Genomic DNA, 13,937 nt, shown 5'->3' on the forward strand with positions numbered 1-13,937 from the left:
TCTAATATAGCTTTCAGAAGTTTTAACAATACCTTATATTTGCACCTTTCGAAAAACAACATAACAATGACTACTCTAAACGAATTGAATGCTATATCGCCAATCGATGGAAGATATAGGAATAAAACTCAAAATTTAGCACCTTTCTTCTCTGAAGAAGCTTTAATAAAATACCGCGTTTTGGTTGAAGTGGAATACTTCATTTCTTTATGCCAAATTCCATTACCTCAGTTACAAGGTATTGACTCTAGTTTATTTGAAAGCTTGAGAAATATCTACAAAAACTTCTCAACAGAAGATGCACTTTGGATTAAAGAAACAGAAAAAGTAACCAACCACGACGTAAAAGCAGTTGAATACTTTATTAAAGATGCTTTTGAGAAATTAGGTTTATCTCAGTACAAAGAGTTCATTCACTTCGGATTAACATCTCAAGATATTAACAACACTGCTATTCCGCTTTCTACAAAAGAAGCGTTTGAGCAAGTTTATATGCCAACCTTAATCGCCGTAATTGCAAAATTAAAAGAATTAAGTGTTGAATGGAAAAACATCCCAATGTTGGCACGTACACACGGACAACCAGCCTCTCCTACTCGTTTAGGAAAAGAGATTTTGGTTTTTGTAGAACGTTTAGAAGAGCAAATGCGATTGCTATTCAATATTCCGTTTGCTGCTAAATTTGGAGGAGCAACAGGAAACTTTAATGCGCATCACGTAGCTTACCCGCAAATTGACTGGAAACAATTCGGAAATAAATTTGTTGAAACCGATCTTGGTTTAAAACATTCTTTCCCAACAACTCAAATCGAGCATTACGATCATTTCGCAGCTTTCTTTGATGCTTTAAAAAGGATCAATACGATCATCATCGATTTAGATCGTGATATTTGGACATATGTATCAATGGATTACTTTAAGCAAAAAATTAAAGCGGGAGAAATTGGTTCGTCTGCAATGCCTCATAAAGTAAACCCAATCGATTTTGAAAATTCTGAAGGAAACTTAGGAATTGCAAATGCAATTTTTGAACACTTGGCTGCAAAACTTCCTGTTTCAAGATTACAGCGTGACTTAACTGACAGTACTGTTTTACGTAATGTTGGTGTTCCTTTCGGACATACTATTATTGCATTTGAAGCTACTTTGAAAGGTTTAAACAAATTACTTTTAAACGAAAACAAATTTGCTGAAGATTTAGAGAGAAACTGGGCAGTTGTGGCTGAAGCTATTCAGACAATTTTACGTCGCGAAGCTTATCCAAATCCGTATGAAGCTTTAAAAGGTTTGACTAGAACTAATGAAGCGATTGACAAAAATGCGATTCATAACTTCATTGCAACTTTGGAAGTTTCAGATGCAGTTAGAGCAGAATTATTAGCGATAACACCTAGTAACTACACAGGAATTTAAGAAAAACACCAAATATTTTATCAAAAAAAGCTATCTTTATCGAGATAGCTTTTTTTATTTAACCCGGGGTAGTCCAGATTACTTCACTTAACTTTATTTTAGTTGGAGTTCAGTGAATTACATTAAAAAAGTCGTTTTGTTCAGAAAGCCAGAGTTTGAACAAAAAACTTTAAATAAAAAGCTGGATCAAGCTCACTGAAAACTAAAATACCACCTATGATTGCACTAAGCGCCGCTGCTGAAACTACACACCACTTACAACCTTTAATTAGTGATTTAGGTTTAATCCTAATGACTGCCGCAATTGCCGTTCTATTATTTAGAAGATTGAAACAACCTTTGGTTTTAGGCTACCTGATTGCAGGTTTTTTGGCTGGAAACCATTTTGATTTTTTCCCATCTATAACCGACATGAAAAGTGTTGAAGTCTGGGCCGAAATCGGGGTTATATTTTTACTTTTCAGTTTAGGACTCGAATTCAGCTTTAAGAAACTAATGAAGGTTGGAGGGACTTCGTCTGTCACCGCCATAACCCAGATTTTGTTTATGACCGTAATTGGTTATGCAGTCGGGCAATGGATGGGCTGGGGAAAAATGGATAGTATTTTCTTAGGAGCCACACTTTCTATTTCATCCACAACCATTATCATTAGAGCTTTTGACGAATTGGGAGTTAAAGGAAAAAAATTCGTAGGGATTGTTTTCGGAGCTTTAATTGTAGAAGATATAGTTGCCATCTTGATGCTTGTTTTATTATCAACTATTGCCGTAAGCGATCAGGTTTCTGGAACTGCATTATTGCAATCTGTTTTAAAACTTGTTTTCTTTTTAATCATCTGGTTTTTAGGAGGGATTTTTATCATTCCAACCATCTTCAAAAAAGCAAAACATCTATTAACAGACGAAATGCTCTTGATAATCTCATTAGCCTTATGCTTAATGATGGTGATTTTTGCTTCAAATGTTGGTTTCTCTCCAGCGTTAGGCGCCTTCATTATGGGATCTATTATTGCTGAAACTACAATGGCAGAAAAAATCGAACATTTAATTCAGCCCGTAAAAGATTTCTTTGGTGCTGTTTTCTTTGTATCAGTAGGAATGTTAATCAACCCTATAACATTGGTTAATTATGCTCTTCCTGTGGCTATAATCACTTTATTGACCATCTTCGGAAAAGCATTCAGTTCTTCTATCGGAGCTTTAATTTCTGGCCAACCTTTAAAACAATCTGTTCAAACCGGGATGAGTTTGGCTCAAATTGGAGAGTTCTCTTTTATTATTGCAACGCTTGGAATGACTTTAAAAGTTACCAGCGATTTCTTATATCCTATTATTGTGGCAGTATCTGCAATTACTACATTTACTACTCCTTTCTTAATTAAATATTCAGAGCGGTTTGCTTTCTTTTTAGAAGCAAAAATGCCTAAAAGATGGGTTAAAAATATTAACCGTTATAGTGTGAATGCCCAAGCGATTAAATCTGTCAGTACTTGGCAGATTGTTCTTCGTTCTTCGATTACTCAAATTGTTCTTCATACGATTATTATTACTGCCATCATATTATTGTCATCTAAATTTGTAGCGCCTTTAGTAGCCGATACACGATTCGGAAATACTTTGGCCGCTTTACTGACTTTGGTTGTAATTGCACCGTTTTTATGGGCGCTTTCGCTTCGTCGTGTAAAAGTAGATGAAGTTGAAGCTCTTTGGGAAGAACGTAAATATCGTGGCGCACTGTTAATGCTTATTTTGATTAGAATGAGCCTTGGTTTATTCTTTGTCGGTTTTTTATTGAATATTTTCTTCTCTCCTTTGGTTGCTTTCGTCGCGCTGATTATTGCAATTGGAGCTTATCAACTTTTTCCTAAAAAATTAAACGAGCAATACCACAGAATTGAAAGTCACTTTTTAAAGAATCTTAACGATCGTGAAAACAAAAAGATCGACAGAAGATATGCTAATTTAATGCCATGGGACGGACACATGTCTTTCTTCGAAATTAAAAAGGAATCTAATCTAGTCGGACAAACTTTACAAGAACTTAAAATTCGTGAGCAATTAGGAATTAATATCGCTTACATTAAACGAGGAGAAGTCACAATTCCGATTCCTACTAAAACCGAACGCTTATTTCCAGGCGACGAAATTTGCGTAATCGGAACTGATGCTCAAATTACAGAATTCACAAAATTCTTAACTCAAAACGAAACAGAACCGCCTGCAAAAGTAGAAGAAACCGATATTGTTTTACGTCAGCTTGAAGTTTCTCAAGACGAATTTATTCAAAAAAGCATCGGACAATTCAGAGCCAAAACAGATGGGATGGTTGTAGGAATTGAACGAAACGGAAATCGTATCTTAAATCCTGAATCTAGTTTGATCTTGGAGAAAAATGACATTCTGTGGGTTGTAGGAGACAAGAAAAGAATGAATGCTTTGTTGGCAGCCAAGTAAGGTTCTGAGATGCTAAGCTACTAAGGTTCTAAGCCTTTATATATAAAGTGTTGAACTTTTCATAAATTGAAAGTCTCAACACTTTTTAATTTTCTTTGCTTTCATAAAAACAAAAATGCTAAAATTCTAAGAAAAAAAAACTTAGAACCTTAGCACCTTAGTATCTTAGTATCTTAGGACCTCAAAAAAAACTATTTATTCGGCTGCGGTGTCAAACGCAAATAAGGTTTGATTGGTGTGTGTCCTTTCGGGAATTTTGCTGGAATATCACTATCTGGAATTGCTGGTGCAATTACAACATCTTCTCCATCTTTCCAGTTTGCTGGTGTTGCAACGCTGTAATTCGCTGTCAATTGTAAGCTGTCAATTACACGGAGTAATTCATCAAAATTTCTTCCTGTAGAAGCTGGATATGTCAAAGTCAATTTGATTTTTTTATCTGGACCGATAACAAAAACAGAACGTACTGTAAATTTATCACTTGCATTTGGATGAAGCATATCATATAGATTTGCTACTTTTTTATCCTCATCGGCAATAATTGGGAAATTTACTTCTGTATTTTGAGTTTCGTTAATATCTTTAATCCACTCTTTATGCGAGTCTAAACCGTCTACACTCAAAGCAATAACCTTAGTATTTCTTTTTTGAAATTCTGGAACATAGTTCGCTACAGTTCCTAATTCAGTAGTACAAACAGGAGTAAAATCTGCTGGATGAGAAAATAAAACACCCCAAGAATCTCCTAACCATTCGTGAAAATTAATTGGTCCTTGTGTGGTTTCTGCCTGAAAATCTGGAGCTATATCGCCTAATCTTAATGTTGACATAATTTATATTTTTTTAGTTCATCTAAAATTAACTAAAAAATGCATTTAGAAAACATTCAAAAGGTAAAAAAAAGTTAAAATTCTACTTTATCGATATAATTAGTATTTTACTCCTATAAAACTTAGAATGAAGTACCAAAAAGCAAGCGTTACAAAAGAAATCGGGATTCCGAAACCAATCATCATACTGCTTAATTTTGGCTTTAATCCGTATGTTGAGGCTAAGATTGCACCGGTTATCATTGGAGCCATAGCGGTTTCCATTATAGTGATTTTTATAACTTCAGAATGTTGGTTAAAAATGAAAACGTAAAGAACAAAAATCACAAAAGGAATTAAAAGCAGTTTAAAGAAAAGCCCCAATCGCAAAAATTTCCAATGCTGGCTTTTTCTATCAAAAGTTAACTGCAAACCAACCGAAAGCAAAGCTAAAGGCGTTACCAAACTTCCAATTTTTAATAGTGCTGATTGAAAATTTTCATTTAAATTAACTTGAAAAATATTCATTAAACAAGCGATAACAAACATTATGAAAGGAGGAAACAAAATAATCTTTTTGAAAATACCGAAAGCATCTGGGCTTCCTTTAGAATAAAAAGCGGCTGTAAAAACACCAAGTGTTGAAACCACAACAAAAGTTCCGGGCTGATCTACCAAAACTGCCGTTTCTAGGCCTTTCTTACCAAACAAGGCTTCAATAATTGGGTATCCGAGAAATGAACTGTTGCTCAATCCTGCCGTCAAAATCAAACATCCAATCAGTTTATTCGACCAGCCATTTCTTCTTCCCAAAAAATGAAAAAAAATAAAAGCCAGAATATAAGTAATCCACCCTGCTCCTATCGGAAACAGTAATTCGCTACTCCATTTTATCTTCGGAATATGGTATAAAGTAACCGCTGGAAGGCAAAAATAAATAACAATTTTATTGAGCGTCTTATAAATATGAGTCGGGAATTGTTTTACTCGCTGTAAAATCAATCCGAGTGAAAGAAAGAGAAATATTAGAATGAAGTTGTTCATTAATTGGTTTTTAGTAATTAGTAACTAGCCTTTAGTGATTAGTTGTTAGTACTTTTTTTTAGGAATCAATTTGTTAGAATTTAAAATTAATGCTCACAATTCTTTTTTCCTACCATTTCAGCTTACAATTAATAGTTTTTACTAATTACTATGCAAAAGTAATAATTACAAAGTATCAAAGGCTCAAGACTAATTACTAAGAACTAGTTACTAATCACTAATAAATAAAAAAAAGTTAAATTAGTATTTTGTGTTACAAAAAGATGTAAATTTGTAACATATTTTATTACAGTATGATTTCAGGTAAATTTGCCATAACTATTCACATTCTTACTCTGCTGCATAAATTCCCTAATGATTATTTATCATCGGAGTTTATTGCGGGAAGTATTAATTTAAATCCTGTTTTGGTTCGAAAAGAAATTGCCAACCTAAAAGCGCATCATGTTGTAGAAAGTAAAGAAGGAAAAAATGGCGGTACAAAATTGGCGGTTAATGCTGCCGAACTGACTTTAAAACAAATATTCGAAATGACCTTTGAAACTATTGGTTTAGGTTTTGCTAAAAACCAACCGAATCCTGATTGTCCTGTTGGAAAAAACATCAATCAGCATTTGGAGAATTTATACAGCGAAATGAATCAGAAAGTTAGCTTACAGCTGGAAGGTATTTCATTGGAAGATTTTTCGAATCAATTTTAAAACTATTTTTTTAACCTAAACTGTAACATTTTTTATTACTAAATAAATTTATATATTATGAAAATCGCACTTATCGGAGCTACAGGATTTGTTGGCTCAGCAATTTTAAACGAATTAGCAGATAGAAAACATGAAATCACTGCTATTGCAAGAACTCCAAAAGATACAGCAAACGCTACTTGGGTTGCTACAGATATCTTTAATATTGATGCTTTGGCAGAGATCTTAAAAGGTCATGATGTTGTGGTTAATGCTTATAATCCGGGATGGACTAACCCAAATATTTACGATGACTTTTTAGCTGGATCCAAAGCTATTCAGGAAGCGGTTAAAAAATCGGGTGTTAAACGTTTTATCACCATCGGTGGTGCAGGAAGTTTATATGTTGCTCCAGATTTACAAGCGGTTGACACTCCAGATTTTCCAAAAGAGATTTTCCCAGGTGCAAATGCTGCAAGACATTATTTAAATATCATAAAAGAAGAAAAAGATTTAGACTGGGCATTTTTTAGTCCTGCTTTCGAAATGCATGCTGGAACTAAAACAGGTAGAACTGGAAAATACCGTTTAGGATTAGAAAATCCTGTTTTTAATGATGAGCAAAGAAGTATTCTTTCTGTAGAAGATTTAGCGGTTGTAATTGCTGATGAAGTAGAAACTCCAAAACATCACCAAGTTAGGTTTACTGCTGGGTATTAAAAAGATACTAAGTTGCTAAGAAACTAAGATTCTAAGTTTTTTTGCCACGAATTAGTAGAAATTCGTGTAATTCGTGGCAAACTAACTTTTTGAAACTGCTTTTGTTTTCTGTACTTTTACATTTCTAAAAAGTGCGTTTTGTCAAATTCTAATAAACAAACTGGTAGCATATCTAAAAAAGCTGGAATTTCACCTCCCGAAATCACCAATATTTTGGCTATCAATCAAATTAAAAATAAACGCAGACAACAACCTTCTTCTCAAGAGTTAATTAATGGTATTTTAGAAGGAAACAGAACCTCTTTAAGCCGTGCCATCACTTTAATCGAAAGCACCAATCCAGATCATTTTGAAAAAGCTGGCGAGGTCATTCAAGGCTGCTTGGCTCATGCTAATAAATCAATTCGAATTGGAATTACGGGGGTTCCCGGTGTTGGAAAAAGCACTTTTATTGAAGCTTTTGGAAAACATCTCACTCAACTAGGAAAAAAAGTAGCGGTCTTGGCCGTTGATCCCAGCAGTTCGCTTTCGCACGGAAGTATTTTGGGCGACAAAACTAGAATGGAAGAATTGGTTAAAGACGAAAATGCTTTTATTAGGCCAAGTGCTTCTGGAGAAACTTTAGGAGGAGTGGCTCGAAAAACCCGAGAAACGATTATTCTTTGTGAAGCCGCAGGTTTTGATACTATAATTATCGAAACAGTTGGTGTTGGTCAAAGCGAAACTGCTGTGCACAGTATGGTCGATTTCTTTTTACTTTTAAAAATTTCTGGTGCAGGCGATGAACTCCAAGGCATCAAACGAGGTATAATGGAAATGGCTGATGCAATTGTAATCAACAAAGCAGACGGCGACAATGTAAAAAAAGCCAATCAGGCGAAATTAGAGTTTAATCGTGCTTTACATTTATTTCCTCCAAAAAAATCAAATTGGCAGCCTAAAGTAACCACTTGCAGTTCGCTAACAAAAGATGGAATTCCCGAAGTTTGGAGTACGATTTCTAATTATTTAGAATTGACAAAAGAATCAGGATTTTTCCAAGAAAAAAGAAACGAACAAAATCATTTTTGGATGATGGAAACCATCAATGAGCAATTGAAACAGAATTTTTATAACCTCCCTGAAATTATTTCATTATTGGAAGAAAACAAAAAAGCAGTGCAAAACAATGAAATTTCATCTTTTGCCGCTGCTTCTGAGTTATTAAAACTATATTTTAATAAAGGTGTAAAGTAACAAAGGTCCAAAGTGGCAAAGTTTTTCTCTGCTTCTTTGAACCTTTGTTACTTTGTTACTTTGTAACTCTGAACCTTTGAACCTATTTTTTAGGTCTAAGCTTATACTTACTCTCTTTATACAAATTCCCTGCTGTAATAACATGCGCTAAGGCATCTTTTGCTAAATCTTCGTTTAATTTAACTGGAATTAAAGTTGTATCATTTTTGATTTCAAATTGTAATGGTTTCAAATTGGGCTGCATGATCACAACTTGATTCTCAACTCTAAATGCATTAATGTCATTAAACTGCATAATAGATCTTCCTTGCACTTTTGAATCTAATTTTGTCAAGTTGCGTCCTACCATTGGGGTTTCAAAAGGCATTCCTAAATACCCTAACAATGTTGGCGGAATATCAATTTGACTTGCTAGTCTGTCATAAACTGCTCCTTTTGGAACTCCCGGCCCCATAATAAATGCTGGAATATGGAATTTATTTATTGGAACTAAATTTTTGCCGTATGTTCTAGTATTATGATCTGCGATTACAATGAAAATTGTGTTTTTAAAATAATCCTCTTTTTTTGCCATTTCAAAGAATTTTCCAATAGAGAAATCGGCATATTTCATGGCATTATTTACCGTGTTAGGTTTTTTATCATAAGGTTTAATTCTTCCTGCCGGATATTCAAAAGGTTCGTGATTAGAAGTCGAAAACATTAAGGAAAAGAACGGTTTATCTCCTTTTGATTTAAAATACTGATTGGCTTTGGTTACCAAATCTTCATCAGAATATCCCCAAGTTCCTTTAAAAGCATATTTATTCCCATCAGATTCAAAATCGGTTTGATCAACAATATCTTGAAAACCATTTCCATTAAAAAATGAAGCCATATTATCAAAATTGGCCATTCCTCCGTAAATGAAACTGGTGTCGTACCCTTTTTGTTTTAAAGCATCTGCTAAGGTAAAAAAGCCTTGCTGTGAATTTCCTAATCTTACGACACTTTCAGATGGCGAAGGCAAAAATCCAGTTACTACTGCTTCAATTCCGCGAACACTTCTGGTTCCTGTGCAATACAAATTAGTAAATAATGTTCCTTCTTTAGATAATTTATCAAATTCTGGCGTTAATGGTTTTCCGCCTAAAATTCCAACGTACTCTGCGCCTAAACTTTCTTGCAAAAAGATTACTAAATTGTAAGGTTTCTTCAATAAAGAATCTGGTTGCTGGACATGCAAAAACGGAATTTCAGCATCGGTAAAATCCTTCGGCCCCGCGATCATGTATTTTTTTACACGAGCAATAGCTTCGGCTTCATCCATTTTTCCATACATTTTTGTATTTCCTTCATTTTTGATTGAATAGGCAGCAAAAGCAACCGTATAAAATGAATTTAATCCAAGAGCATTTGTTAATTGATCGGTAGAAAAAACAGCATTACTCGCATTAATAGGACGTTTTGAAGTTAAACTAGAACGTGCTCCAAAAAACAATAAAAAAGCTACTAATGGAAATATCATTAACTTGAATTTGTATTCTGCACTTGAAGTATAGAATAATTGTTTTCCTTTTTTGACAGCAAAATAAAGCGCAACTCCTAAAATTAAAAATGTTACGATTATAGAAGTCAAATAACTTTTTAAAAGCATTCCTACAACTTCCTTTGGATAAATAAGATAATCTAAGAAAATCTTATTAGGACGTGTATCATATTGTTTTACAAAATCTGGCGAAGCTAATTCTACAAAAAGAATTAAAAACAGAAACAGAAAACTATATACTACCAGAAACTTATTGGTAAATTTTAGCCATTTATTCGGCAAAAAGGTAATTAGTAATGCTGGAAGAAACGACAAATAACAAAGTAATATCAAATCCATTCGAAGACCGATTGGAAAAATATACCAGAAATCTGGCGTTTGAACTACTCTTTCTTTAAAAAGAAAAAATAAAAATACTCGACTTAGAGTGGTAATCAATAATCCGATTGCGATGAAACTAAAAATCGGTTTTAAGAAACGTAAGTTTTTCATTAAGATAGTTATAAGAACGTAAAATTAGAGAAACAAATTACTCTTCGTAACGGTTTATTTCTCTATCATAAAACTCATTTGCTTTTTCAATTAAATCTTCCATTTCGGCATTTAATTCTGCTTCGTCAAGATCTTCAGCTTCTTCTAAAAACTCCACCTCATCATCTTTCAAATTGATTATAAATCTTGGATAATCTAAGTGAATGATAAAAATATCGTCTGGAAAATCTGTGTTATCTCCAAGTAAAAATTTAGGTAATTCCATATGTGTTTATTTTTTTAGTAATTGATTATTATTTTTTTAACCGATTTCTCTTGTTTTAATCTTCAAAATCAGTGAAATATATTTTTCAAATTTAATTATTCTATATCTGATTTCGCAATTAATCTCTTTGTCAAGTAATGAAAACGAATATAAAGACAAATTGCCGCTGCAGTCAAACCTGCCAAAAGTCCGACCCAAACTCCTTGCGCCTTCAGTTCTGTGTGTTCTCCTAAATAATAGGAAATCGGAAAACCAATAACCCAATAGGCTACAAAAGTAATGTACATTGGAACTTTTACGTCTTGTAATCCGCGTAAAGCGCCTAAAACAACAACTTGAATTCCGTCAGAAATCTGGAAAACAGCTGCAATTAAAAGCAGTTTTGAAGCAATGCCAATAACTTCTTCGTTATCTAAAATCTGCCCTGTATTTTCCATATTTAAGAAAATGTATGGAAGATAATCGTGGAAAATAATAAAGAAAATTGCAAATACGGTCTCTAATATTATAGCAAGCAAAAAGATAGAACGGGCAACAACAATCAGTTTTTTATAATCCATCAGTCCTCTTTGGTTACTTACACGCACCATAGAAGTTACACTTAATCCCATTGCAAACATAAAAGTCATCGAAGCCAAACTCAAAGCAATCTGATTGGCAGCCTGACTTGTTTTTCCGATGTTCCCGCAAAGCCAGATCGAAGCGGTAAACAAAACCACTTCAAAAAGCATCTGCATTGCAGAAGGAAATCCGATACTGATAATTTTTTTGATCATAGTTTTTTTGATTTCATTAAAACTAAAACCTTTAAAAAATCGCTTTAAATCATCTCTTCGCGAAAGCATAATATGCATGAACATTACCAAAAATATTCTCGAAATTACGGTTCCTAATGCTGCGCCAATAATTCCCATTTTTGGAAAAATCCAGATTCCGTAAATCAAAACATAATTTATACCTACGTGAAGCACATTTGCCATTACCATCGCATACATAGAATATTTGGTCAAAGACATTCCGTCTGCAAATTGCTTATACCCCTGATACATTACAAGCGGAATCAAAGAAAAAGCTACCCATCCTAAATAAGGTTTTGCAAGTACAATAACATCTTCTGGCTGTTTTAACAATTCCATAATTGGTTTAGCAAACATGATAACGGTAAAAAGTACCAATCCTAGAATTGTACATAGAAATAATCCATGATGAAAGGCAGAACGAATTTTGGTATCGTTTTTCTCCGCATCACCTTCGGCAACGATTGGCGTAATAGCTGTAGAAAATCCGATTCCTAAAGACATTGCAATAAAAATCATACTGTTACCCAGTGAAACTGCCGCCAATTCTGTGCTTCCAATTTTACCAACCATTATATTATCAACAATACCAATTAAAGTATGCCCGACCATACCCAAAATTACGGGATATGCTAGTCTTAAATTATACGAAAACTCTTTGGTGTACTGCTTTAAATTCACTTTTATTCTATTTTGTGCGCAAAGATAGTCAGAAGCTTCGAATTCTATCCTATCAATAAAAATATATACCAATTTTAAGACAAAAATAAGACGAACTCAATATTATGTAACGATTTTTAAAAATTGTATAACAAACTCCAAACGCCTCCAATATAATTTTACAACATAGAAATTTCAAAAATATAAGCCATGAAAAAATTACAGATGTTATGCCTAGCTGCGTTCACGTTTTTATTTGCCAACACCACTTTTGCTCAAGAGAGCGGAGTAGAAAATTACGATCAGGGTTTTAGATTAGGAGTCGGATTAAATGGAGGATTACCGACCGACGGTGATTACGACTGGGCTCTTGGGGGAGACGTTCGTTTACAATATGATCTTTCTAAGAAAACATCTTTGACTTTAACAACGGGTTTTACAAACCTATTTATGGGAAAAGATGACCTTGGAAACAACATAAAAGATCTTGGATTTATTCCGGCCAAAGCAGGTTTTAAAGCTTTTGTCTTAAAAGATCAATTTTATGTTTTAGGAGAACTGGGTGCTGGTTTTGCGGTAACAAATGGTTACGATAAAACAACTTTTTTATGGGCTCCAGGAATTGGTTATGCCAACAAGTACATCGACTTAAGTGTTCGTTACGAAGATTATCACGATTTTAGAACCAATCAAGTAGCATTGCGTGTTGCTTATGGTTTTAAACTATAAAAAATAGGTTTAATTTATTATTTTGTTTTTGGTAAAAACCCGACAGTCTGAATGGTCTGTCGGGTTTTTTATTTTTATCACATACCATTCGTCAAAACAAAAGTGCTAGTAGTCAAATGATTTTTCAGGATTGATTTGGAACGCGGTAATTCGCAGAAAAATTAATCAAATCATGAACAAAACAATCTTTTATCTATCGCAACTTTTACTTTTTTTACTTGCCACAGTTGCTGCACGCTCACAATCGGGAATTTCAGGCGAATTTAAACTCGATTTTGTCCCTTTTTCTAAATATGTAAGGCCATTGGACAGTACGAAAACAAATGCCGAAAGCAATTTTAAAAGATCACAGATCGCTTTTGAAGTACCCCTATCTATAAAAATGGATAAATACGATCATCCAAAACTCTGGTCTGTATTTTTTAATAGCAGTTACGCCAAAATGGAAAACAGAAATTACAATATTCAAGATCTACCAGTAGAATTTCAAGGCGGATTTCCGAATGAATTACTCAATACGCAAATTGGAGTTAAGCATTTACGTTCCATTTCTTCTTCATGGTCTTTATTAATAATGGCTTCCGTTGGTGTTTATACAGACATGGTCGAAATTAATAAAGATGATGTCCTTATTCAAGGGGGAATTCTTTTTATCAAACAATTTAACCCTAAACTGGCTTTGGGTGCAGGTCCTGTTTTGACTAATAGTTTTGGTGTTCCAATGGTGCTTCCTGGAATTTATTTTAACTGGGAATCTACTGGAGCTTTACATTTTAAGGTTGCTTTTCCGGAAGGCGTAGAAATAGGCTATCGAATGTCTGATCATTTTGACTTAAAAGCAGTAGCTGAATTAAGCGGAATGACAGCTGAAACCAAAATTGGAAATAAATCTACATTACTCGGATATCAGCAGATAATTGCAGGCTTAAGACCTCAGATGAAATTTGGAAAACATTGGATTTTAGAACCAACTGGAGGAACTACTCTTGTTCGAAGTTTTTCGACGACGAACCGAAAAATTAAAGAAATCTTTAAAGAAAAAGATATTGCAGATCCAAGATTCACTACTACTTTTTATGGAGCAATAGCTCTAAAATGGAAATTCTAGAG

The 13,937-nt window shown here is 33.9% G+C and carries 12 protein-coding genes; 7 read left to right on the forward strand and 5 right to left on the reverse strand.

Going from position 1 to position 13,937, the window contains the following annotated elements:
* The first annotated feature begins 66 nt into the window (after positions 1 to 66).
* Both purB and QLQ95_RS03170 read left to right on the forward strand, forming a co-directional pair.
* Positions 67 to 1,413 (forward strand): adenylosuccinate lyase, encoded by a 1,347-nt coding sequence (gene purB / locus QLQ95_RS03165; RefSeq protein WP_482502598.1) that lies wholly within the window; start codon positions 67 to 69, stop codon positions 1,411 to 1,413.
* A 216-nt stretch (positions 1,414 to 1,629) separates the two neighbouring features.
* Positions 1,630 to 3,867, forward strand: coding sequence for a cation:proton antiporter (locus QLQ95_RS03170; protein WP_482502599.1), 2,238 nt, complete (start codon positions 1,630 to 1,632; stop codon positions 3,865 to 3,867).
* Positions 3,868 to 4,058: 191 nt separating this feature from the next.
* Here the strand turns inward: QLQ95_RS03170 and QLQ95_RS03175 are convergent, their stop codons facing one another.
* Positions 4,059 to 4,697 carry a peroxiredoxin gene (locus QLQ95_RS03175; protein WP_248727929.1) on the reverse strand — a complete coding sequence of 213 codons (639 nt, stop codon included), beginning with the start codon at positions 4,695 to 4,697 and terminating at the stop codon, positions 4,059 to 4,061.
* A 99-nt stretch (positions 4,698 to 4,796) separates the two neighbouring features.
* Positions 4,797 to 5,720 carry an AEC family transporter gene (locus tag QLQ95_RS03180; RefSeq protein WP_482502601.1) on the reverse strand — a complete coding sequence of 308 codons (924 nt, stop codon included), beginning with the start codon at positions 5,718 to 5,720 and terminating at the stop codon, positions 4,797 to 4,799.
* Between the two features lie 293 nt (positions 5,721 to 6,013).
* On the opposite strand from QLQ95_RS03180, the gene QLQ95_RS03185 reads away from it, so the two are divergent.
* The 3 genes from QLQ95_RS03185 to meaB all read left to right on the forward strand — a co-directional run bounded on the left by QLQ95_RS03185 (position 6,014) and on the right by meaB (position 8,356).
* Positions 6,014 to 6,421 carry an RrF2 family transcriptional regulator gene (locus QLQ95_RS03185; protein WP_095931086.1) on the forward strand — a complete coding sequence of 136 codons (408 nt, stop codon included), beginning with the start codon at positions 6,014 to 6,016 and terminating at the stop codon, positions 6,419 to 6,421.
* 57 nt (positions 6,422 to 6,478) lie between these two features.
* On the forward strand, positions 6,479 to 7,120 hold the full coding sequence (locus tag QLQ95_RS03190) for an NAD(P)-dependent oxidoreductase (RefSeq protein WP_482502603.1): 642 nt from the start codon (positions 6,479 to 6,481) through the stop codon (positions 7,118 to 7,120).
* 138 nt (positions 7,121 to 7,258) lie between these two features.
* Entirely contained in the window at positions 7,259 to 8,356 is a 1,098-nt protein-coding gene (gene meaB, locus QLQ95_RS03195) for a methylmalonyl Co-A mutase-associated GTPase MeaB (protein WP_482502605.1), read from the forward strand.
* An 82-nt stretch (positions 8,357 to 8,438) separates the two neighbouring features.
* Here meaB and QLQ95_RS03200 read toward each other — a convergent pair whose 3' ends face one another.
* The 3 genes from QLQ95_RS03200 to QLQ95_RS03210 form a co-directional block, all read right to left on the reverse strand.
* Positions 8,439 to 10,376, reverse strand: a complete 1,938-nt coding sequence (locus QLQ95_RS03200) for an LTA synthase family protein (RefSeq protein ID WP_482502607.1) — start codon at positions 10,374 to 10,376, stop codon at positions 8,439 to 8,441.
* A 37-nt stretch (positions 10,377 to 10,413) separates the two neighbouring features.
* A complete protein-coding gene (locus QLQ95_RS03205; RefSeq protein ID WP_095931090.1) occupies positions 10,414 to 10,641 on the reverse strand; it encodes a hypothetical protein in 228 nt (75 codons plus the stop codon).
* A 95-nt stretch (positions 10,642 to 10,736) separates the two neighbouring features.
* Positions 10,737 to 12,119, reverse strand: a complete 1,383-nt coding sequence (locus QLQ95_RS03210) for an MATE family efflux transporter (RefSeq protein WP_095931091.1) — start codon at positions 12,117 to 12,119, stop codon at positions 10,737 to 10,739.
* 189 nt (positions 12,120 to 12,308) lie between these two features.
* Here QLQ95_RS03210 and QLQ95_RS03215 point away from each other — a divergent pair, with 189 nt between their 5' ends.
* Both QLQ95_RS03215 and QLQ95_RS03220 read left to right on the forward strand, forming a co-directional pair.
* The gene (locus QLQ95_RS03215) at positions 12,309 to 12,827 is read left to right on the forward strand and encodes a hypothetical protein (RefSeq protein WP_095931092.1); all 519 of its coding nucleotides are present in this window, start codon (positions 12,309 to 12,311) and stop codon (positions 12,825 to 12,827) included.
* A gap of 172 nt (positions 12,828 to 12,999) precedes the next feature.
* On the forward strand, positions 13,000 to 13,935 hold the full coding sequence (locus tag QLQ95_RS03220; protein WP_095931093.1) for a DUF6268 family outer membrane beta-barrel protein: 936 nt from the start codon (positions 13,000 to 13,002) through the stop codon (positions 13,933 to 13,935).
* Positions 13,936 to 13,937: the final 2 nt, after the last annotated feature.

The organism is Flavobacterium sp. B330r (assembly GCF_056824325.1).